This window comes from Microbacterium testaceum, from assembly GCF_001476285.1.
Taxonomy (GTDB): Bacteria; Actinomycetota; Actinomycetes; order Actinomycetales; family Microbacteriaceae; genus Microbacterium; species Microbacterium testaceum_B.
Window position 1 is genome coordinate 73672 of sequence record NZ_LDRU01000016.1, and the last position, 22105, is coordinate 95776.

Consider the following 22105-nt stretch of genomic DNA (forward strand, 5'->3'; position numbering starts at 1 on the left):
AGAACAGCACCATGACGGAACTCCGTGGAGTCGGAATCGGACTGGGCGTCGCCCAGGGACCCATCGCGCGTATGGCGGAGCCCCTGCCCGCCCCGAAGGACGCGAAGAGCGAGCTGAGCGTCGAGGACGAGACCGCGCGCGTGCGCGAGGCCATCGGCGCCGTCGCGCGCGAGCTCGAGGCCCGCGGGGCGCAGGCGGGCGGCGCCGCCCGCGACGTGCTCGAGGCGCAGGCGATGATCGCCGAGGACCCGACCCTCGAAGCCGAGGTCGACAGCCGTCTCGCCGCCGGCAAGACCGGCGAGTTCGCCGTGCACGACGCCTTCGCCTCGTTCCGTGAGCAGCTCGTCGCCCTCGGCGGCTACCTCGGCGAGCGCGCCGCCGACCTCGACGACGTCGCCCAGCGCGTCATCGCGCGCCTGCGCGGCGTCGCGGCACCCGGCATCCCCGATCCCGGCCACCCGTTCGTGCTCGTCGCGAAGGACCTCGCCCCCGCCGACACCGCCCTGCTCGACCTCGACAAGGTGCTGGCGCTGGTCACGACCGAGGGCGGCCCCACCTCGCACACCGCGATCCTCGCCCGCGAGAAGTCGATCGTCGCGGTGGTCGGCGCCGCAGGTGCGAAGGACCTCGTCGACGGACAGTCCGTGATCGTGGACGCCGCCGCCGGCGTCGTCACGGTCGACCCGAGCGACGACGACCTGGCACGTGCGCAGAACCGCGCCGACGCACGCGCGGCCGCGGCCTCGGCTCCGATCACCGACGGTGCCCTGGCCGACGGTACGAAGGTGCCGCTGCTCGCCAACCTCGGAAAGCCGGGCGGCGCCGCCGAGGCCGTCGAGCTGGGGGCCGAGGGCGTCGGCTTGTTCCGCACCGAGTTCCTCTTCCTCAGCTCCAGCTCGGCCCCGACCGTCGAGGAGCAGCGCGCCGCGTACACCGAGCTACTCAGCGCCTTCCCCGGCAAGAAGGTCGTCGTGCGCATGCTCGACGCCGGCGCCGACAAGCCGCTGCCCTTCCTCAACGACGCACACGAGGAGAACCCGGCCCTGGGCCTCCGCGGCCTGCGCGCCCTCCGCGCGAGCGAGGACATCCTCCGTGAGCAGCTGACCGCACTGGCGGAGGCGGATGCCGCGACCCGCAAGACCGAGGCCGGACCGGCCGACCTGTGGGTCATGGCCCCCATGGTGTCCACCGTCGAGGAGACCCGCTACTTCACCGAGCTGGCCCGCGACTACGGCCTGAAGACCACGGGCGTCATGGTCGAGGTCCCCTCGTCCGCGCTGATGGCGGACCGCATCCTCCAGATCGCGGACTTCGTCTCGATCGGGACCAACGACCTCACGCAGTACACGCTCGCCGCCGACCGGCTGCTCGGTTCGGTCGCGTCGTTCCAGGACCCGTGGCATCCGGCCGTCCTCCGCCTCATCCGCGAGGTCGGCGCGGCGGGCCGCGTGAACGGCAAGCCCGTCGGCATCTGCGGGGAGGCGGCGGCCGACCCGCTGCTCGCCGTCGTCCTCGTCGGGCTCGGTGCGACCACGCTGTCGATGGCCCCCACCGCGCTCGCGGACGTTCGCGCCACCCTCCTCAGCCACACCCTCGACGATGCCCTGCGCATCGCCGAGGCCGCCCTGTCCGCCGACGACGCGGCATCCGCCCGCGAAGCTGCCCAGGCCGCTTCCTCGACCCGTGAGGCCGTTCCCGCGGCCTCGTGAACCACCCGGGGGCGGTGACAGCCGCCCCCACCTGCACCACGGCGCGAGCCGTCATCCCCCAACAGCGCGGCCCCCGCCGTGCACCACACCAAGGAGACACAGCAATGACGACGACGTCACCCGCCAAGAAGCCGGGAGGGGCAAGGATCGCGGTTCAGCGATTCGGAACGTTCCTCTCCGGCATGATCATGCCGAACATCGCGGCGTTCATCGCATGGGGCTTCATCACGATGCTCTTCATCCCCGCCGGTTTCTTCGGGGCGAAGAGCCCGTTCGGCGAGGCCTGGCACTGGGCTCCCGTCGCGGAGATCCTCGGCGGCGGCGGAAACGCCGCGACCATCAACTGGCCCGGCGCCATGACCGCCCTCACCGCGAACGAGGACGGCAGCACCTACCAGGGCTACGTCGGCCTGGTCAGCGTGATGATCACCTACCTGCTGCCCCTGCTCATCGCCAACACCGGCGGACGCATCGTCTACGGCGCGCGCGGTGGCGTGGTCGCGACCATCGCCGTGATGGGCGTGATCGTGGGCACCAACATCCCGATGTTCCTCGGTGCGATGATCATGGGCCCGCTCGCGGCCTGGATCACCAAGCAGATGGACAAGCTTTGGGACGGCAAGATCCGCCCCGGCTTCGAGATGCTCGTGAACAACTTCTCCGCCGGCATCCTCGGCATGGTCCTCGCGATCGTCGGCTTCTTCGCCTTCGGTCCCGTCTTCCTCGGCATCAGCGCGGTCCTCGGCAGCATCGTCGCGTTCCTCGTGCAGTTCAACCTGCTGCCGGTCCTCTCGATCATCGTCGAGCCGGCCAAGGTGCTGTTCCTCAACAACGCCATCAACCACGGCGTGTTCACCCCGCTGGGCATCGAACAGGCTGCCGAATCGGGCAAGTCGATCCTGTTCCTGATCGAGGCGAACCCCGGCCCCGGCCTGGGTCTGCTCCTCGCCTTCACCTTCTTCGGGATCGGCGCGGCCAAGGCCTCGGCCCCGGGCGCCATCGTCATCCAGTTCTTCGGTGGCATCCACGAGATCTACTTCCCGTACGCGCTCGCCAAGCCCATGACGATCCTGGCCCTCATCGCCGGTGGCGCCTCGGGTGTGGCCGTGAACATGATCTTCGGTGGTGGCCTCGCCTTCCCGGCCGCGCCCGGCAGCATCATCGCCGTGACGGCCGCGGCCGCCGGTGGCGGCGTGGGCAACGTCCTGGTGGTCTACCTCTCGGTGGTCGTCGCGGCGGTCGTCACGTTCCTCATCGCCGGCATCATCCTCCGCGCCTCGCGCAAGCGCGACCAGGAGGCCGAGGGCGACAGCTTCGCCGCGGCCATCGACCAGACCGCCGCGAACAAGGGCAAGGAGTCCGCGACCCTCGGCGCCCTGCGCACTCGTGCGGCCGGCACCACGGGCGCAGGCACGACCGACGCCGCCGAGAGCGACGTCGACGGCGCCCTGGGCGGGCTCGAAGGCGGCGTGGCCACCAAGCAGCTGAACACCATCGTGTTCGCCTGCGACGCCGGCATGGGCTCCTCGGCGATGGGCGCGAGCGTCCTGCGCAACAAGATCAAGAAGGCCGGCATCGAGGGCGTCACGGTCACCAACCAGGCGATCGCGAACCTCGACGGCTCGGCCGATCTGATCATCACGCAGAACCAGCTCACCGACCGCGCCAAGGCGCAGTCGCCCGACGCGGTGCACGTGTCGGTGGACAACTTCATGAACTCGCCGAAGTACGACGAGGTCGTCGAAATGGTCCGCTCGCAGCACCAGGCGAAGTAATCCCCTAGCACGGAGGGGCTGGGGCACAACCCCGGCCCCTCCGTCTTCCCGTCCGGCCCGCGGTTTGCGAGGCTGGACAGCACGACGAGAAAGGCGAGAACCCATGTCGAACGTCCTCCGCATCGAATCCGTCCGCATCCACCCCGGAAGCACCACCCGCGAGGAGGCGATGAAGGAAGCGGCCGACCTGCTCCAGGCCACCGGTGCCGTCACCGCTGAGTATTTCGCGGCCATGCAGGCACGCGAGGAGACCGTGTCGACCTACATGGGCAACGAGCTCGCCATCCCCCACGGCACGAACGAGACCAAGCAGGCGATCCTCGAGTCGGGCCTCTCGGTCGTCCGCTACGACGGCGGTGTCGACTGGGGCGGAGAGCCCGTCACCTTCGTGATCGGCATCGCCGGCAAGGGCGACGAGCACCTCGAGATCCTGTCGCAGATCGCGATCCTCTTCTCGGAGGAAGACGACGTCGCGCGTTTGAAGGCGGCCTCGTCGCCCGAGGAACTGTTCGAGGCGCTCTCCGGGTCCGTCAACGCATGAAGGCCGTCCACTTCGGCGCCGGCAACATCGGGCGCGGCTTCGTCGGACTGCTGCTCCACGAGGGCGGGTACGACCTCGTGTTCTCCGACGTCTCCGCCGCCCTCGTCTCCGCCATTAACGACGCGTCGTCGTACACGGTCCACGAGGTGGGCGAGGGCGGCGTCGACAAGGAGGTGACGAACTTCCGCGCGATCGACAGCTCGGTGGATGCCGAGGCCCTCGTCGACGAGATCGCCACCGCCGACGTGGTGACCACGGCCGTCGGCCCCACCATCCTGAAGTTCGTGGCTCCGCACATCGTCGCCGGCCTCGCCCTGCGCGACCCGGCGCTCGCTCCCCTGCAGGTCATGGCGTGCGAGAACGCGATCGGGGCGACCGACCAGTTGCGCGAGCACATGGTCGAGCTCGCCGGCGAGTCCTGGGACGCCCTGGCGTCCCGAGCCGTCTTTGCCAACACCGCGGTCGACCGCATCGTCCCCGCGCAGGCGCAGGGCGGTGTCGACGTCACCGTCGAGCCGTTCTACGAGTGGGCCATCGAGCGTCCGCCGTTCGGCGACACGCCGCCGCACATCCCCGGCGCGCACTTCGTCGACGACCTCGAGCCGTACATCGAACGCAAGCTCTTCACGGTCAACACCGGCCACGCCACCACGGCCTACTTCGGTGCGCAGGCGGGAGTCGACCGCATCTCCGACGCCCTGGCCGACCCGACTATCGCGGCGAAGGTCGAGGCTGCTCTCGAGGAGACGAGCGCCCTGCTCGTCGAGAAGCACGAGCTCGATGCCGACGTGCAGGGCGAGTATCGCGCGACGATCCTGCGCCGCTTCCGCAACGCCGCTCTCCCCGACACCGTGTGGCGCGTGGGACGGCAGCCGCTGCGCAAGCTCTCGCGCCACGAACGCTTCGTCGGTCCCGCCGCCGAGGCGGTCGAGCGCGGCCTCCCCGTCGACGCCCTCGTCGCCGCGATGGCCGCCGCCCTCGAGTTCCAGGATGCCGAAGACGTCCAGGCCGTCGACCTGCAGCGCATGCTGCGCGATCTCGATGCCGAGGCGTTCACCTCCGAGGTGACGGGCCTGGAGCCCTCGCACCCTCTGTTCGCCCGCGTGGTCGAGATCGTCGCCGCACGACAGGCGGCGATCGGCGCCTGACGCGTCTCCGCTCGGACATCGCCGCCGACGTGCCGCCCACGGGCCACGTCGGCGGCGTCGTGTCCAGCGCCGGTATCGTTCCGGCGCACGGGGATACGCTCGAAACGTGACCGACCGCGCGACCCCCGCCGACTCCGCCCCTGCTCCCCGCCGTCGCCGGCGCCGGCGCTGGCTGCGGTGGACCCTCGCTGGCCTGGGCGCGCTCGTGGTCCTGCTCGTCGGCGGCATCCTGATCTACAGCCAGGTCGGCGTGATGGGTCCCGAGGCGGGCCCGCTGGCCGAAGCCGAGGCGAATCTCGGGCTGACGATCACCGACTCCGGTGCAGGCATCCTGCTCTCGCCGACGTCGGGGGCGACCGGCCAAGGCCTGGTCTTCATCCCCGGCGCCAAGGTGGAGGCCGAGGGCTACATCGCGACCTTCGCCGACACGGTGGTCGATGACGGCGTCACGGTGGTCATCACCCGTCCGTGGCTGAACCTCGCGTTCTTCGACCCGCGCCCGCTCTCGACGTTCACCGATCTCGCACCGGATGTCGCGGTGTGGGCGGTCGGCGGACATTCCCTGGGCGGGGTGCGCGCGTGCCAGCTCGCGACCGACGCCGACGCGCTCGTGCTGTTCGCCTCGTACTGCGCGAACGACCTCTCGGCATCCGGTATCCCGGTACTCAGCCTGTCCGGTTCCGAAGACGGCCTGAGCACCCCGCAGAAAATCGCGGATGCCAAGGCCGAACTGCCCGCGAACGCCACCTTCGTCGAGATCCCCGGCGCCTCACACGCGTCGTTCGGTGCGTACGGCCCGCAGCCGGGCGACGGCACCCCCACCGCGGACCCTGCCGAGGTCGACCGTGTGATCGCCGAGGAGCTCGCCGGCTTCCTGCCGCAGCCGTAGGCGGGTGCGCCGCGCGCCGCCGCCCGCGCGGGTCCCGCGCTCCGGAACATCCTCGCTCCATACCGTCGGCGAGGTCGGAGTATGCGGGGATCGGCAGGAGTCGTCCGGAGCGCGGCACGCGACGACCTCCGCGCTGACTCCTCCTGCACAGGCCCGCAACGATCCACGTCTTCTCGAAACGAAGTCCACGCGCCCGGGTGTCCGACCACCCTGGACGGGTGCAGACCCCGTCCCCCCTCCCGCGAGCTCTGTCTACGAGTGACCTGCGAGAGGCGGGCCTGACGAAACGACAAATCGCGACCGCCGTGCGGCAGGGGCGCTTGATCCGTCTCCGGCTGGGTCGATACGCGCCCGACCACACTCCGGACATCTTCATCGACGCCGGGCGGTGGGGCGGTCGCGTCGACTGTGTCTCGTTGCTGTCTTATCTCGGAGTCTTCGTCCACACGCATGACGCTCCGCATGTACAGGTCGATCGGCACGCGACGCGTTTGCCACCCCGGCCGGCCCGCGTGCGCTGCCACTGGCGGTCGTCGTCTGCGCCCTCCGCCTCGTTGGCCGTCGAGGTGGTGGAGGCACTGGCCCAGGCTGTCCTGTGCCAACCGGCGCGACACGCCATCGCCACACTCGACAGCGCGTGGCACCTCGGTGTGGTTGATGTCGAGGGCATCGACGAGGTCTTCCGTCGCCTGCCGCGAGCGTTCCGGGTGCTGCGGACGCTGCTGGATCCCCGTAGCGAAGCAGGAGTCGAGACTCTCGTCAGACTGATCCTGCGCACACTCGGTCATCGAGCCGAACTGCAGGTCGTCATCCGTGGAGTGGGGAGGGTCGACCTCCTCGTCGACGGGTGGCTCATCGTGGAGTGCGACAGCCGACAGTTCCACTCTGAGTGGGAGGCTCACGTCCGCGACCGGCGCCGCGACTCCGCGGCCCTGGCGCAGGGCTACTGCACAGTCCGTCTCCTCGCGGCGGACGTCCTCTCACGCCCAGACGCTGTCCGCCTCCAGCTCCAGAGCATTCTGGATCGCGGTCCGACCGTCCCGCGCTCCGGCACATCCGGTCGTGGTCCGCGAGTTGAGGCACGCGGAAGCCGTCTGAGGGGCCACTGATCCGGAGAGCGGGACGCATCAGGCGCGCCACAGTACGGAGCGCACTGCAGCACCGCATCGGCGCCGGATCTCGCCCCGGGCGTCCCGCGCTCCGGAAGAACACGGCCTCGCCCGCCCCGCACGCGGGCACGTGCGGCATTTCCTGAGCCGAGATCCGGAGCGCGGGACGCGAAGAGGCGCGGACCGAGAACGGTCCGCGCCTCTAACGGCGCTACTCAGCGCTGGAAGCCCTCCGAGATGATCTCGATCAGCTCCTCGCGCTCCTCCACCGGCAGGAACGCTCCGGCGGCGGCGTTGAGCTGGAACGCCTCGAGGTCGTCGAGGTCGTACTCGAACGCCTGCGCCAGCAGCCCCAGCTCGCGGGTGAGCGTGGTCGCGCTCATCAGGCGGTTGTCGACGTTCACGGTGACCGAGAAGTCGAGCTGGTACAGCAGGTCGAACGGGTGGGCGTCCATCGTGTCGCCCCAGGCCGTGACGGCCCCCGACTGCAGGTTCGACGTCGGCGACAGCTCGAGGGTGATCTCGCGGTCGCGCACCCAGCGGGCCAGGTCGCCGAAGGTGACCTGCACCTCCTCACCCTCGCGCGAGACGACGTCGAGGTCGTTGGCGATTCGCACGCCGTGGCCGAGACGCAGCGCGCGTCCGTCGATGAGAGCGGAACGGATGGATGCCAGCCCCGCCCCTTCGCCGGCGTGCACCGTCGTGGGGAAGAACTGCTCCGCGAGGTACTCGAACGCCGCGCGGTGACGGCTCGGGAGGAACCCGTCCTCGGCTCCGGCGAGGTCGAAACCGACGACGCCCCGCCCGCGCCACGCGACGGCGAGCTCGGCGATCTCGCGCGAGTTGTCGGTGTGACGCATGGCGGTGAGCAGCTGGCCGACGCGGATGTCGTGACCGCGGGCGTCGGCGGCATCCTCTCCCGCTTCGATACCCTCCTGCACGGCGTCCACGACGTCGTCGAGGCTGAGGCCGCGGGTGAGGTGCTGTTCCGGAGCCCACCGGACCTCGCCGTACACGACGCCGTCGGCCGCGAGATCCTCGACGAACTCCTTCGCCGTGCGTACGAGGCCCTCACGCGTCTGCATCACGCCGACGGTGACCGAGAACTTCTCGAGGTAGTCCTCGAGCGAGCCGCCGTCGATGTGGTCCGAGAACCACGCCTCGAGACCCCTCGCGTCGTCGGCGGGCAGGTCGAGACCGATCTCGTCGGCCAGCTCGAGCACCGTCTGCGGGCGGAGACCCCCGTCGAGGTGATCGTGCAGAGAGACCTTGGGCAGATCGGCGATCTTCGTCCGCCCGATGCGGAATTCTTCGGATGCCATCGAGCCCTTCTTCCCGGATGCCATTACGCGGTGATCCGTTCGCGCACGAGCGGCGACGCTGCCGGGGCGGTGTCGCCGATCTCCAGCGCCCCCTCGACGGCACCGAGAGCACGCTCGAAGCGCGACCCGTCGTCGGCCGACAGGGTGAACAGCGGCTGACCGGCGGTGACGGACTGTCCCACGGTCACGTGCAGGTCGATGCCCGCGGCGTGCACGACGGCGTCCTCGGCGCGCGCGCGTCCGGCACCCAGGCGCCAGGCTCCGATGCCGAAGGGCAGCGCCTCGACGCGGGTGACGACGCCGGAGCGCTCGGCGACGACCGTGTGGGTCTCGCGCGGCGTGGGGAGGGCGGCATCCGGATCTCCGTCTTGCGCACGGATCATGCGGTTCCAGACGTCCATCGCGCGGCCGTCCTTCAGCGCTGCTTCCACGTCGGCGTCGGGCCGGCCGGCGAGCGTCAACATCTCGCGCGCCAGGGCGACGGTCAGCTCGACGACGTCGGCGGGGCCGCCTCCGGCCAGGACCTCGACCGACTCGCGCACCTCGTTGGCGTTGCCGATGGCGAGACCCAGCGGGGTGTTCATGTCGGTGAGCAGGGCCGTGGTGTTCACGCCCGAGTCGGTGCCGAGGGCGACCATCGTCTCAGCGAGCTCGCGCGCGCGGTCGATGTCCTGCATGAAGGCGCCCGAGCCGAACTTCACGTCGAGCACGAGCGAGTCGGTGCCCTCGGCGATCTTCTTCGACATGATGCTCGACGCGATCAGCGGGATCGCCTCGACGGTGCCCGTGACGTCGCGCAGCGCGTAGAGCTTCTTGTCGGCGGGGGCCAGCCCCGTGCCGGCGGCGCAGATGACCGCACCCACGTCGCGCAACTGGGCCATGATCTCGTCGTTCGAGAGCGCCGCGCGCCAGCCCGGGATCGACTCGAGTTTGTCGAGCGTGCCGCCGGTGTGGCCGAGTCCACGGCCCGAGAGCTGCGGCACGGCGACACCGAAAGCGGCGACCAGCGGGGCGAGCGGCAGGGTGATCTTGTCGCCCACTCCCCCGGTGGAGTGCTTGTCGACGGTGACCTTGCCGAGGGAGGAGAAGTCCATGCGCTCGCCCGAGGCGATCATCGCGTCGGTGAGCACACGGATCTGGTCACGGCCGAGGCCGTTCAGCAGGACCGCCATCGTGAACGCCGACATCTGCGCGTCCATGACGTAGCCACGCGTGTAGGCGTCGACCAGCCAGCGAATCTCGCCCTCGGTGATCGCCCGCCCGTCGCGCTGCGCGCGGATGATGTCGACGGCGTCGTACTGCTCGGTGCTCATCGCGCCGCCTCCTCGAGGTCGCGCGGGCCGAAGGCGTCGGGCAGCACCTCGTCGATCGTGCGGATGCCACTGACGGTCTCGAGCAGCATGCCCGGGATCGCGTGCTCGAACAGAAGCTGACGGCAGCGTCCGCACGGCATGAGCGTGCGCCCCTCACCGTCGACGCAGACGAACGCGACCAACTGGCCACCGCCCGACATGTGCAGCTCGGACACCAGTCCGCACTCGGCGCACAGCGTCACGCCGTACGAGGCGTTCTCGACGTTGCACCCCGAGACGATGCGGCCGTCGGCGACGAGCGCTGCGGCGCCCACCTTGAAGCGGGAGTAGGGCGCGTACGCGCGGTGCATGGCTTCCGTCGCGGCGGAACGGAGTTCGTCCCAATCGATGTCGGTCATCGTGGAGCAGGGGGTCCTCTCGTGAAGGGAAAGCGGGCTGGGTCAGCCCTTGACGTACGGTTTACCGGCGGCCGCGGGGCCGCGGACCTTTCCGACGAGACCGGCGACGGCGAAGATCGTGACCACGTACGGCAGCATCAGCATGAACTCGCTGGGCACGGGTGAACCGATGACGCCGAGGGTGTTCTGCAGGTTCGACGCGAAGCCGAAGAGCAGAGCCGCGAGCGTCGCGCGGATCGGGTCCCACTGGCCGAAGATGACCGCCGCAAGGGCGATGTAACCGGCACCGGCCGTCATCTCCTTGTTGAACGCGCCGACGGAGCCGAGCGTGAAGAACGCGCCGCCGAGGCCGGCGATGGCGCCGCCGAGGGAGACGTTCCAGAAGCGGGTCTTGGCGATGTTGATGCCGACGGTGTCGGCGGCCTGCGGGTGCTCGCCCACGGCACGCAGGCGCAGACCCCAGCGGGTGTGGAAGAGGCCGACGTAGACCAGGGCGACCGTGACGTACATCAGGTACACGATGATCGTCTGGTTGAAGAGCATCGGACCGATGATCGGGATGTCCGCGAGCACGGGAATGGGCAGGCGCGGGAAGCGCGGCGGCGAGTTGAGCGTGGTGGCGTTCGGCGAGAGGACCTGCGAGAACAGGAAGCTCGTCAGGCCGACGACGAGCACGTTCAGCACGACACCGACGATCACCTGGTCGACGAAGTACTTGATGGCGAAAGCCGCCAGCACGAACGACACGAGAACGCCCGACACGGCAGCCGCGAGCAGACCGACGAAGGGGTTGCCCGTCGCGGTGGCGACGACCGCCGAGGTGAAGGCGCCCGCGAGCATCTGACCCTCGATCGCGATGTTGACCACACCCACGCGCTCGCTCAGCACGCCGGCCATGGCACCGAAGATCAGCGGCACCGACAGACTGAGCCCACCGGCGAGAAGGCCCGTGAGCGGGATGACCGCCGTCGTGGCACCCGCGGCAGCCCACGTCAGGAAGCCGACCATGAAGACGAGCGCGAAGATGACGGCGAGCCAGATGGGCGGACGACGGCGGGCGCGCACCATCAGCGCGCTCACCACGGTGACCGCGGCGAGCAGCACCGTGCAGACGATGCCGGTGACGACGCCGCCGAGCACGACCTCGGGCAGCTGGAGGAACTCGCCGGGGCTGGAGATGCGGAAGACCGCGTCGCCGTCCTGGCGGGCGATGACGAAGAGCACGAGCGCCAGCAGCGTGATCACGCCGTAGACGATGGGCGCCTTCCAGCCGACGACGACGGCCTTGTCGAGCGCGGGCGCGGCGGCCTCGGGCTGTGCGGCGGTGGTGGTCACCGGGCCGCCTCCTTCTTCTTGGCGACGCGAGCCTTCGAGGGGCGCGCTCCGGGGGTCGGCAGGCGGAAGATCGCGCGCACCAGCGGCGGCGCCGCGATGAACAGCACGATCAGCGACTGCACGACGAGGACGATGTCGACGGGCACGCCGTTGGCGGCCTGCATGGCGAAGCCACCGGCCTTGAACGCACCGAACAGGATGCCGGCGACCAACACGCCGACGGGAGTGGAGCGGCCGAGCAGCGCCACGGTGATGGCGTCGAAGCCGATACCGGCGTCGATGCCGCTCGAGAAGCCGGTGGTGACGGTCCCGAGCACCTGGTCGACACCCGCGAGCCCGACGAGGGCTCCGGAGATCAGCATCGCGTAGACGTACATCGACTTGACGTTGATGCCCGCGACGCGTGCGGCGTGGGGGTTCAGACCGACGGCACGGAAGCGGAAGCCCAGCGAGGACCGCTCGAGGATCCACCACACCACCGCGACGGCGACGATCGAGAGGATGAAGCCGAAATGGAGGTTGTAGCCCGAACCGAGCAGGTCGGGGAACACCGCCGTGTCCTTCATCGCCGGCGTCGTCGGGTTGTTCGAGCCCGGGGCCTGCAGCAGACCGGGGGTGCGCAGCAGGTAGTACACGATGTAGAACGCGACGTAGTTGAGCATGATCGTGACGATCACCTCGTGCGCGCCGGTGCGCGCCTTGAGCACACCCGCGATCCCGGCCCACAGCGCACCGGCGACGACACCCGCGACGAGAGCGACGATCATGTGGATGCCCCACGGCAGATCGAACGCGAAGGCGACCCAGCCGCCCGCGGCGGCCGCCACCAGCATCTGGCCGCGGCCACCGATGTTGAACATACCGACGCGGAACGCCAGGGCGACACCGAGACCCGCCGCGATCAGGGGCGTCGCGAAGGTGAGCGTCTCGGTCAGCGGGCGGATGCCGGTGGCGAACTCCGGGCGGCGGAAGTTGTAGATCGCGCCCTGGAAGAACGACGAGTACGCACCCGACACCGACGTCCAGATGGCGGAGAGCGTGTCGCCGGGACGCGCGAAGAAATACGCGGAGGCCGCTTGCACGTTCTCGTCGGTGGCGGCGATCATGATCGCGCCGACGATCAGGGCGAGGATCACCGCGAGGACCGAGATGATCGCGTTGCCCGTCGCGATCTCGCGGAAGGCGCGACGCCAGCGGTTCTCATCGGCGGTCGGCTCCGGAGCGACCTTGCGGGCGCCCGAGACGGGATCGACGACGGCGTTGCCCTCGAGCGCGAGGTCGGCCTGACCGGCCTCCGCGACCTCGGCGGCGCGATCCGCGCGTGCGGCGGTCGGGTCGTGGGGGCTGCGCGAATCGCTCACGCGGCGACTCCTTCGTTCTGGGGCGCTTCGCCGGCCATCATGAGGCCGAGCACGTCACGCGAGGTGTCTCCGGGGACGATGCCCACGACGCGACCGCGGTACATGACCATGATGCGGTCGGCCAGGGCCGTGACCTCGTCGAGCTCGGTCGAGACGACGATGACGGGGACGCCGGAGTCGCGCGTCTCGATGACGCGCTTGTGGATGAACTCGATGGACCCGACGTCGACACCGCGAGTGGGCTGCGCCGCCACGAAGAGCCGCAGGTCGCGGCTGAGCTCGCGCGCGAGCACGACCTTCTGCTGGTTGCCGCCCGACAGACGCCCGACGGGGGTCTCGATCGAGGGCGTCCGCACGTCGAACTCCGACACCTTCTCGCGAGCGAAGTCGGCGAGCGTCGAGAGCTGGATCGCTCCGCCCTTGATGAACGGCGCCCCGTCGGCGCGGTCGAGCATGAGGTTCTCGGCGATGGAGAACTCCCCCACGAGACCGTCTTCCTTGCGGTCCTCGGGGACGAAGCCGACGCCCGCGTCGAGCACGGCGCGCACGCTCCGGCCGTTCAGCTCGGAGCCATCGAGCACGATGGACCCTTCGACGCGCTCCTGCAGACCCAGCAGCGCCTCGGTGAGTTCGGTCTGTCCGTTGCCCTGGACACCCGCGATCGCGAGGACCTCGCCGCGACGGACGTCGAAGCTGACGTCATTGACGACGAGCTGACCGATCGCGTCGACGACCGTGAGGTTCGAGACCCGCAGGCCGACCTCGCCGAGGGTCGGTGGCTCTTTCTGAACCGTGAGCTCGACGGCGCGGCCCACCATGAGCGAGGCCAGTTCGGCGTTGGATGCGCTGGGCTCGGCTTCTCCGACGACCTTGCCGAGGCGGATGACCGTGATGCGGTCGGCGACCTCGCGCACCTCGCGCAGCTTGTGCGTGATGAAGACGATCGATGTGCCCGCGTCGCGCAGCTGACGCATGATGGCCATCAGCTCGTCGGTCTCCTGCGGCGTCAAGACGGCGGTGGGCTCGTCGAAGACCAGCACCCTGGCATCGCGCGAGAGCGCCTTGATGATCTCGACACGCTGCTGCACGCCGACGGGGAGGTCGTCGACGAGGGCATCGGGGTCGACGTCGAACCCGAAGCGGTCCGAGATCTCGCGCACCTTGGCGCGCGCAGCGGCGAGGTCGAGGCGCCCGCCGATCTTGGTGGGCTCGTGCCCGAGCATGACGTTCTCGGCGACGGTGAAGACGGGGATGAGCATGAAGTGCTGGTGCACCATGCCGATACCGGCGCGCATGGCGTCACCGGGGCCGGAGAAGTGCTGGACGACGTCGTCGAGCAGGATCTCTCCGCCATCGGCCTGATAGAGGCCGTAGAGGACGTTCATGAGGGTGGACTTGCCGGCACCGTTCTCGCCGAGCAGGCAGTGGATCTCTCCGGCCTCCACGGTGAGGTCGATGTGATCGTTCGCCACCAGGGATCCGAAGGTTTTCGTGATCCCGCGGAGTTCGAGCTTCATGTTCCCGATCCTAAGTTCTGTGGCATCGGACGCGGGAGGCATCCGACGAGACCGACCGGCCTTGTGGGCGGATCGGAGTCTGGCGAAGCGGGCGGGATCCGCCCGCTTCATGAGGAGGGGAGGCCGGCAAGACGCCGACCTCCCCCGGAGAGTGGGTTCTCTCAGCCGGCCAGGTAGGACTCGACCTTGATCTTGCCGCTGATGACGTCGGCCTTGAGGGCGTCGACCTTCGCGGTCAGGTCGGACGACACGCGGTCGGACCAGTCGTGGTAAGGCGCGAGGCCCACGCCGTCGTTCTCGAGCGTGCCGATGAACGGAGCGGTGTCGAAGTTGCCCTCACCCGCGGCGACGATGGCGTCCTTGGTGCCGACGTCGATTCCCTTGAGGATCGAGGTCAGCAGGATCTTCTGGACGTTCGGGTCGGTGTCGGTCTCGTACACGTCGGCGTCCACACCGACCATGGCGATCTCGCGACCGGCGTCCTGGATGGCGACAGCGGCCGACTGGTAGATCGGGCCACCGACGGGCAGGAGCACGTCGACGTTCTGGTCGATCAGAGCCTGCGCGGTCTGGCGCGCGGTGTCGTTGGCCTCGAAGCCACCGGTGAACGAGCCGTCCTTCGCGGTGCGGTCCCAACCGACGACGCGAACCGAGGTGCCGTTGTCGGCGTTGTACTTCTCGACGCCCTGCGCGAAGCCGTCCATGAAGATCGTGACGGTCGGGATGTTCATGCCGCCGAAGGTGCCGACGACGCCGGTCTTCGAGGTGCCCGCGGCCAGGTAGCCGGCGAGGTACGCCGCCTGGGCGGTGTCGAAGATGATGGGCTTGATGTTGGGCGCGTCGGTCTTGCCGTCGAAGTCCTGGTCGACGGTGTCGTCGATCGAGACGTACTGCAGGTCGGGGTTGGCCTTCGCCGATTCGAGAGCGGCGGGAGCCAGCAGGAAGCCGACGGTGATGATCGTGTTGCAGCCCTGGTCGACGAGGTTCTGCAGGTTCGACGCGAAGTCGGTCTCGGACTGCGACTGCACCTCGATGGGCTTCTTCGAGCCGAGCTCGGAGGCGGCGGCGTCGAGGCCCTCCTTGCCGAGCTGGTTGAACGACTTGTCGTCGAATCCACCCGAGTCGGACACCATGCAGGGCAGGTAGTCGCTGGCACCGGCGGCCGCGGACGAACCGTTGCTCTCGGGTGCAGCGCCGCAGCCGGCGAGCAGCACCGCGGTGCCGATCATGGCGAGACCGCTGAAAACGGCCTTCTTCGTGGTCTTCACGAATGGTCCTCCAAGACGGGGGCCCCCAACGGGTTCGGGGGACGATCCCGTCACGTTACCCACTGTGACGATCCGCTTGTGCACCGGGAGGCCCCGTGCGCGGCAATGGTTACAAAGACGCAATCTCGCGTGATCCGTCCGCCACACGGCGCTCCACAGCGAGGAACCGGATGCCAGGCCTCCTGGCATCCGGTGTCTTACAGGACGTCGCCGCGACCGGTGAGCTTGAGCGCGTCGACGACACCCTTGACGCGCTGGGCGTTCTCGGCCGTGGTGACCAGGAGGGCGTCGGGGGTGTCGACCACGACGATGTCGCGCACGCCGATGAGGCTGATCACGCGCTTGGTCTGGGTGACGACGATGCCGCTGGAGGCGTCGGCCAGCACGCGCGCGCCCTCGCCGAGGATCGCCAGTTCGTTGCGTCCGTGGGAGTTGAGCTTCGACAGGCTCGCGAAGTCGCCCACGTCGTCCCAGTCGAAGTGACCGGGGATGACCGCGAGGCGCCCCTTCTCGGCGGCGGGTTCGGCGACCGAGTAGTCGATGGCGATCTTCTTCAGACTCGGCCAGAGGCGATCGACCGCGGGACCACGACGATCTCGATCGTCCCAGGCCTCGGCGAGTTCGAGCAGCGCGGCATGGAGCTCGGGCTCGTTCACGGCGAGCTCGGCGAGCAGCACGTCCGCGCGGGTGATGAACATGCCCGCGTTCCAGAGGTACGCCCGGTCTTCGAAGTACTGCTTGGCGGTGTCGAGGTCGGGCTTCTCGACGAAGCGCTCCACCATATAGGCCTCGGGGGCACCGTCGACGATCAGTTCGCCGGCCTGCTTGATGTACCCGAACCCGACCGAGGCCTCGCTCGGCTGGATGCCGATCGTGCAGATGTATCCCTCGCGCGCGACGGCGACGGCCTGGCGCACCGCGAACTCGAACTGGCGCGTCTGGCGGATGACGTGGTCGGCCGCGAACGAGCCGATGATGACGTCGGGCTCGCGGCGCACGAGGATCGCGGCGGCGAGGCCGATCGCGGCCGACGAGTCCCGGGGCTCGGACTCGAGGAAGACGTTGTGGTCGGGGACGCCCGGGAGCTCGCGCTCCACGGCGGCGCGGTGCGCGCGGCCGGTGACCACGGCGATGCGGCCCTCTCCCGACAGCGGAGCGAGGCGGTCCCACGTGTCGCGCAGCAGCGTCTGCCCCGACCCCGTGAGGTCGTGGAGGAACTTGGGGGCGTCGGCGCGCGAGAGCGGCCAGAGCCTGCTCCCGATCCCCCCGGCGGGGATCACGGCGTAGAAGTCGTCGATAGCGGGGTCTGCCATGGCACCGACCCTAGTGGCATCGTGTTTCCCTCCCTTGTCGGGCGGTGTGCGGACACGTGACGCGCGCCACGGAGCAGGGCCGAAAGTATCTCGATGTCGAGAGAGTGTTAGGCCGCCCTAATCCCCTCGATTCATAGCTCGGACGTAGTATTTCCTCGCGCCCGTGTGACGCCTGGGGCCTCTGCCGGCTCCCCCACCGTGTTCGATCAGGGAGGACGACCGTGTCAGCACCAGCACGTGCCACGCCGTCGGTGAAAGAGACCACCTCGAAGAGGCCACGCGGAACGCTGTACCGCGGTCGCGAGGGCATGTGGTCATGGGTCCTGCACCGCATCACGGGTGTGGCGATCTTCTTCTTCCTCCTCGTGCACATCCTCGACACGGCGCTCATCCGCGTGTCGCCTGAGGCGTACGACGCGGTGATCGGCACCTACAAGAACCCGATCATGGGCCTCGGCGAGGTCGCCCTCGTCGGCGCGATCGCGTACCACGCCTTCAACGGTCTGCGCATCATCCTCGTCGACTTCTGGCCCTGGGCCACGCGTCACCAGCGTCAGCTCTGGTGGGGCGTGCTCGGCCTCTGGGTCGTGACGATGCTCGGCTTCACCCCGCGCCACCTCATCAACGTCTTCAGCGCCGTCACCGGGAGCCACTGATGTCCGTCGCCCAGGAAGCCAGCACGATCCCCGCCCCGCGCACCCCCAGCGTGCGCAAGAAGGGCTCCAACCTCGAGAAGTGGGGATGGATCTACATGCGCGCCTCCGGCGTGCTGCTGATCGTCCTCATCTTCGGCCACCTGTTCGTCAACCTGATGACGGGCGACGGCATCCACCAGATCGACTTCGCGTTCGTCGCCGGCAAGCTCGCCTCGCCGTTCTGGCAGTGGTGGGACGTGCTGATGCTGTGGCTGGCCCTCATCCACGGCGCCAACGGCATGCGCACGATCGTGAACGACTACGTCACGAACGCCACGGTCCGCAAGGTCCTCGTGTGGTCGCTGTGGCTGTCGGCCGGGTTCCTCATCCTGCTCGGCACCCTCGTGGTCTTCACCTTCGACCCCTGCCTCGGCGTGACCGAGAGCAGCTCCCTGTGGGACGTGTGCCAGGCGGCGTAAGCCCGTGGCATCCCTTCTCTCCCCTGACACCAGAGGTATCGCACACGTGAGCACTCAGACTTCCTCGGACTCGATCGTCAAGGACGGCGTCCACTACCACCAGTTCGACGTCGTCATCGTCGGCGCCGGCGGCGCCGGCATGCGCGCGGCCATCGAGGCCGGCCCCGGCGCGAGGACCGCCGTCATCTCGAAGCTCTACCCCACCCGCTCGCACACCGGTGCGGCGCAGGGCGGCATGGCCGCGGCTCTGGCCAACGTCGAAGAGGACTCGTGGGAGTGGCACACCTTCGACACCATCAAGGGCGGCGACTACCTCGTCGACCAGGATGCCGCCGAGATCCTCGCCAAAGAGGCGATCGACGCCGTCATCGACCTCGAGAACATGGGCCTGCCGTTCAACCGCACGCCCGAGGGCAAGATCGACCAGCGCCGCTTCGGCGGCCACACGGCCGATCACGGCAAGACCCCGGTGCGTCGCGCATGCTACGCCGCTGACCGCACCGGCCACATGATCCTGCAGACGCTGTTCCAGAACTGCGTCAAGCTCGGCATCAACTTCTTCAACGAGTTCTACGTGCTCGACCTCATCACGGTGAAGGATGCCGCGGGTAAGACGCAGGTCGCCGGCGTCGTCGCCTACGACCTCGCGACGGGCGAGCTGCACGTCTTCCAGTCGAAGGCCGTCATCTTCGCGACCGGCGGATTCGGCAAGATCTTCAAGACCACCTCCAACGCCCACACCCTCACCGGTGACGGCGTCGGCATCGTGTGGCGCAAGGGCCTGCCGCTCGAGGACATGGAGTTCTTCCAGTTCCACCCGACCGGTCTCGCCGGGCTCGGCATCCTTCTCACCGAAGGTGCTCGAGGCGAGGGCGCGATCCTGCGCAACGCCAGCGGTGAGCGCTTCATGGAGCGCTACGCCCCCACGATCAAAGACCTCGCACCCCGCGACATCGTCGCACGGTGCATGGTCCAAGAGGTCGCCGAGGGGCGCGGCGCCGGCCCCCACCGCGACTACGTGCTGCTGGACTGCACGCACCTGGGCGCCGAGGTGCTCGAGACCAAGCTCCCCGACATCACCGAGTTCGCGCGCACCTACCTGGGTGTCGACCCGGTCGTCGAACCGGTGCCGGTCATGCCGACCGCTCACTACGCGATGGGCGGCATCCCCACCAACATCAAGGCCGAGGTTCTCGCCGACAACGACACCGTCGTCCCGGGCCTCTACGCCGCCGGCGAGTGCGCGTGCGTGTCGGTGCACGGCTCGAACCGCCTGGGCACCAACTCGCTGCTCGACATCAACGTCTTCGGCAAGCGCGCCGGCCGCAACGCGGTCGAGTACGTCAAGACCGCCGACTTCGTGCCGCTGCCCGAAGACCCCGCCGCCGAGGTGCGCGGGCTCATCGAGGGCCTGCGCAACAACAGCGGCACCGAGCGCATCGCGGTGCTCCGCAAGACGCTGCAGGACGAGATGGACAAGGGCGCGCAGGTGTTCCGCACGCACGAGTCCCTCGCCCACGTCATGGACGTGATCGCCGACCTGCGCGAGCGCTACAAGAACATCCACGTCGACGACAAGGGCAAGCGCTTCAACACCGACCTGCTCGAGGCCGTCGAGCTGGGCTTCCTGCTCGATCTGGCCGAGGTCGTCGTCTACTCGGCGCAGAACCGCGAAGAGAGCCGCGGTGGTCACATGCGCGACGACTTCCCCACGCGCGACGACGAGAAGTACATGCAGCACACCATGGCGTACCTGTCGGGCGACCCCCACTCGTCGCACCCCGCCGATCACATCGAGCTCGGCTGGAAGCCCGTGGTCTTCACCAAGAACGAGGCCGGGGAGCTGCGCTACCCGCCGCTGGAGAGGAAGTACTGAGATGGCATCCACCGTCATCGAGCAGGTCGACACCTCGGACGAGGTCGAGCAGACTCCTGAGGACACCGGCATCCAGTCGTTCCTCGTCACCTTCAACATCCGCCGCTTCGACCCCGAGGTCGACGATGAGCCGCGCTGGGTCGACTACGACGTGGAGCTGTACTCGACCGACCGCGTGCTCGACGCGCTGCACAAGATCAAGTGGGAGGTCGACGGCTCGCTGTCGTTCCGCCGCTCGTGCGCGCACGGCATCTGCGGATCGGATGCCATGCGCATCAACGGCCGCAACCGCCTGGCCTGCAAGACCCTGATCAAGGATCTCGACATCTCGCAGCCGATCTACGTCGAGGCGATCAAGGGCCTGCCGCTCGAGAAGGACCTCATCGTCGACATGGAGCCGTTCTTCGCCTCCTACCGCGAGGTGCAACCGTTCCTCATCTCGAACTCCAAGCCCGAGCCCGGCAAGGAGCGCATCCAGTCGATCGTCGACCGCGAGGTCTTCGACGACACGACGAAGTGCATCCTGTGCGCCGCGTGCACCTCGTCGTGCCCCGTCTTCTGGACCGACGGTCAGTACTTCGGTCCCGCCGCGATCGTCAACGCGCACCGCTTCATCTTCGACTCGCGCGACGACGCGGGCGACGTGCGTCTCGACATCCTCAACGACAAAGAGGGCGTGTGGCGCTGCCGCACCACCTTCAACTGCACCGAGGCGTGCCCCCGCGGCATCGAGGTCACCAAGGCCATCGCCGAGGTCAAGCAGGCCGTCCTCCGCGGCGGTCGCTGATCCCTCCCTCTTCGAACGGCGGGTGCGCGCAGGCGGACCCGCCGTTCGGCGTCTGCGGGCCCGACCCCGCGGCATCCATTCATTAGGCTCGACGCGTGACCGACAGCCGCCACGACCCGCGCCCGCTCCCCGCGGCCGGCGAGGAGGAGCGCACGCTGCGCGACCGCTTCGACGCGGCTCAGCTGGCGGTGCGGGAGCGCCTCGACGAACCGCTCGCACGGGCGGCCAAAGTCGTGCAGTGGTTCCCGATCCGGGTCTGGCGGCACTTCCTCCAGCACAACGGTTTCCTGCTCGCCGCGGGGATGAGCTACCAGGGGCTGTTCGCCGTCTTCTCCGCGCTGTATCTGTCGTTCGCGGCGGTGGGGATCTGGCTGGGCGGAAGCAAGGCTGCGATCGACGGGCTCATCGGCATCATCAACAGCTACATCCCGGGGCTCATCAGCAAGAACGGCCTGGTGCAGCCCGACAAGGTCGAGGCCGTCGCGCAGGAGAGCGGGAAGCTGCTCGGCATCACGGGTGCCATCGCGGCGATCGTCGTCATCTGGACGGCGATCGGGTTCGTGACCTTCACCCGCCGCGCGGTACGCGACACGTTCGGCCTCCCCTTCGACATGCGCAACTACGCGCTGTTGAAGGCCCGTGACTTCGTCGCATCGCTGTTGTTCGGGCTCGCGCTCCTGGTCGGCGCCCTGCTCGGTTCCATCACCACAGGCGCCGTCGACCTCGTGTTCGGCATCCTCGGGTGGGATCGCGAGACACCCGGGTGGACGATCGGTGCGCGGGCGATCTCGGCCCTGGTCGCCTTCGGGGTCAACACCCTGGCACTCGCCGCGCTCTTCCGCTTCTTGACGGGGACGAGCCTGAGCTGGCGGCGGGCCTGGCCGGGCGCACTCGTCGGCGCCGGCGGAATGGTCGTGCTGCAGATCGGTGCGGGATTCCTCCTCGTCTACACCCCGACGAACCCCCTCCTCGGAACGTTCGCCGCCCTCATCGGTTTCCTCCTCTGGTTCCGCCTCATCGGGATCGTCATCCTCGTGTCGGCTGCCTGGATCGCCGTCGCGGCGGGCGACCGTGATGTGCCCCTGCGTTCGCCCGAGGACAGGCTCGCGATGGAGCAGGCGGCTCTCGTCATCGCCGCGCAGGTGGGGGTGCGCGAGGCCGAGCGTGCGGCCGCGACCGCCCGCTGGCCGTGGCGCTGGCGGGCACGCCGACGGGTCGCCGCGGCCCGGAGGAACCTCGCTCAGGCGCAGGCTGCTGTGCCCGCGCCGCGTCGCACGTCGCTCCTCCCCGACTGACCGGCCCGATGTCGGGCGCCCCCGTTAGGCTCGTG

The 22105-nt window shown here is 69.1% G+C and carries 19 protein-coding genes; 11 read left to right on the forward strand and 8 right to left on the reverse strand.

Annotation, left to right across the window (positions count from 1 at the left end; genetic code table 11):
- Nucleotides 1-11: 11 nt before the first annotated feature.
- The 6 genes from ptsP (at nucleotide 12) to NS283_RS19175 (ending at nucleotide 7171) form a co-directional block, all read left to right on the forward strand.
- Nucleotides 12-1709, forward strand: coding sequence for a phosphoenolpyruvate--protein phosphotransferase (gene ptsP, locus NS283_RS03610; RefSeq protein WP_081317240.1), 1698 nt, complete (start codon nucleotides 12-14; stop codon nucleotides 1707-1709).
- A 104-nt stretch (nucleotides 1710-1813) separates the two neighbouring features.
- Complete coding sequence (locus NS283_RS03615; RefSeq protein WP_058595510.1) at nucleotides 1814-3484, forward strand: PTS mannitol transporter subunit IICB; 1671 nt, start codon at nucleotides 1814-1816, stop codon at nucleotides 3482-3484.
- Between the two features lie 103 nt (nucleotides 3485-3587).
- Nucleotides 3588-4025 carry a PTS sugar transporter subunit IIA gene (locus NS283_RS03620; RefSeq protein WP_058595511.1) on the forward strand — a complete coding sequence of 146 codons (438 nt, stop codon included), beginning with the start codon at nucleotides 3588-3590 and terminating at the stop codon, nucleotides 4023-4025.
- Entirely contained in the window at nucleotides 4022-5173 is a 1152-nt protein-coding gene (locus NS283_RS03625; protein WP_058595512.1) for a mannitol-1-phosphate 5-dehydrogenase, read from the forward strand. The genes NS283_RS03620 and NS283_RS03625 overlap by 4 nt, the downstream gene beginning before the upstream one ends.
- 106 nt (nucleotides 5174-5279) lie before the next feature.
- On the forward strand, nucleotides 5280-6062 hold the full coding sequence (locus tag NS283_RS03630) for an alpha/beta hydrolase (RefSeq protein ID WP_058595513.1): 783 nt from the start codon (nucleotides 5280-5282) through the stop codon (nucleotides 6060-6062).
- A 566-nt stretch (nucleotides 6063-6628) separates the two neighbouring features.
- On the forward strand, nucleotides 6629-7171 hold the full coding sequence (locus tag NS283_RS19175) for an endonuclease domain-containing protein (RefSeq protein WP_241492181.1): 543 nt from the start codon (nucleotides 6629-6631) through the stop codon (nucleotides 7169-7171).
- 215 nt (nucleotides 7172-7386) lie between these two features.
- Here the strand turns inward: NS283_RS19175 and NS283_RS03640 are convergent, their stop codons facing one another.
- From NS283_RS03640 to NS283_RS03675, 8 genes are all read right to left on the reverse strand, one after another.
- The gene (locus NS283_RS03640) at nucleotides 7387-8493 is read right to left on the reverse strand and encodes an adenosine deaminase (protein WP_058595545.1); all 1107 of its coding nucleotides are present in this window, start codon (nucleotides 8491-8493) and stop codon (nucleotides 7387-7389) included.
- A gap of 23 nt (nucleotides 8494-8516) precedes the next feature.
- The gene (locus tag NS283_RS03645) at nucleotides 8517-9806 is read right to left on the reverse strand and encodes a thymidine phosphorylase (protein WP_058595515.1); all 1290 of its coding nucleotides are present in this window, start codon (nucleotides 9804-9806) and stop codon (nucleotides 8517-8519) included.
- Nucleotides 9803-10204, reverse strand: a complete 402-nt coding sequence (locus NS283_RS03650) for a cytidine deaminase (protein WP_058595516.1) — start codon at nucleotides 10202-10204, stop codon at nucleotides 9803-9805. The genes NS283_RS03645 and NS283_RS03650 overlap by 4 nt, the downstream gene beginning before the upstream one ends.
- Nucleotides 10205-10246: 42 nt before the next feature.
- Complete coding sequence (locus tag NS283_RS03655; protein ID WP_058595517.1) at nucleotides 10247-11539, reverse strand: ABC transporter permease; 1293 nt, start codon at nucleotides 11537-11539, stop codon at nucleotides 10247-10249.
- Nucleotides 11536-12900 (reverse strand): ABC transporter permease, encoded by a 1365-nt coding sequence (locus NS283_RS03660; protein ID WP_206542535.1) that lies wholly within the window; start codon nucleotides 12898-12900, stop codon nucleotides 11536-11538. Before NS283_RS03660 ends, NS283_RS03655 begins: the two co-directional genes overlap by 4 nt.
- Entirely contained in the window at nucleotides 12897-14417 is a 1521-nt protein-coding gene (locus NS283_RS03665) for an ABC transporter ATP-binding protein (protein ID WP_058595518.1), read from the reverse strand. The genes NS283_RS03660 and NS283_RS03665 overlap by 4 nt, the downstream gene beginning before the upstream one ends.
- A gap of 161 nt (nucleotides 14418-14578) precedes the next feature.
- Nucleotides 14579-15685 carry a BMP family lipoprotein gene (locus NS283_RS03670; RefSeq protein WP_241490533.1) on the reverse strand — a complete coding sequence of 369 codons (1107 nt, stop codon included), beginning with the start codon at nucleotides 15683-15685 and terminating at the stop codon, nucleotides 14579-14581.
- A gap of 197 nt (nucleotides 15686-15882) precedes the next feature.
- Nucleotides 15883-16998, reverse strand: coding sequence for a mannose-1-phosphate guanylyltransferase (locus NS283_RS03675; protein WP_058595519.1), 1116 nt, complete (start codon nucleotides 16996-16998; stop codon nucleotides 15883-15885).
- 221 nt (nucleotides 16999-17219) lie between these two features.
- Between NS283_RS03675 and sdhC the strand changes: the two genes are divergently transcribed.
- The 5 genes from sdhC (at nucleotide 17220) to NS283_RS03700 (ending at nucleotide 22070) form a co-directional block, all read left to right on the forward strand.
- Nucleotides 17220-17654 carry a succinate dehydrogenase, cytochrome b556 subunit gene (gene sdhC / locus NS283_RS03680; RefSeq protein ID WP_013583715.1) on the forward strand — a complete coding sequence of 145 codons (435 nt, stop codon included), beginning with the start codon at nucleotides 17220-17222 and terminating at the stop codon, nucleotides 17652-17654.
- Nucleotides 17654-18112 (forward strand): succinate dehydrogenase hydrophobic membrane anchor subunit, encoded by a 459-nt coding sequence (locus NS283_RS03685; RefSeq protein ID WP_058595520.1) that lies wholly within the window; start codon nucleotides 17654-17656, stop codon nucleotides 18110-18112. The genes sdhC and NS283_RS03685 overlap by 1 nt, the downstream gene beginning before the upstream one ends.
- A 46-nt stretch (nucleotides 18113-18158) precedes the next feature.
- Nucleotides 18159-19988, forward strand: a complete 1830-nt coding sequence (sdhA, locus tag NS283_RS03690; protein ID WP_058595521.1) for a succinate dehydrogenase flavoprotein subunit — start codon at nucleotides 18159-18161, stop codon at nucleotides 19986-19988.
- Between the two features lies 1 nt (nucleotide 19989).
- Nucleotides 19990-20775 (forward strand): succinate dehydrogenase iron-sulfur subunit, encoded by a 786-nt coding sequence (locus NS283_RS03695; RefSeq protein WP_058595522.1) that lies wholly within the window; start codon nucleotides 19990-19992, stop codon nucleotides 20773-20775.
- A 95-nt stretch (nucleotides 20776-20870) separates the two neighbouring features.
- Complete coding sequence (locus NS283_RS03700) at nucleotides 20871-22070, forward strand: YihY/virulence factor BrkB family protein (protein ID WP_193752626.1); 1200 nt, start codon at nucleotides 20871-20873, stop codon at nucleotides 22068-22070.
- Nucleotides 22071-22105: the final 35 nt, after the last annotated feature.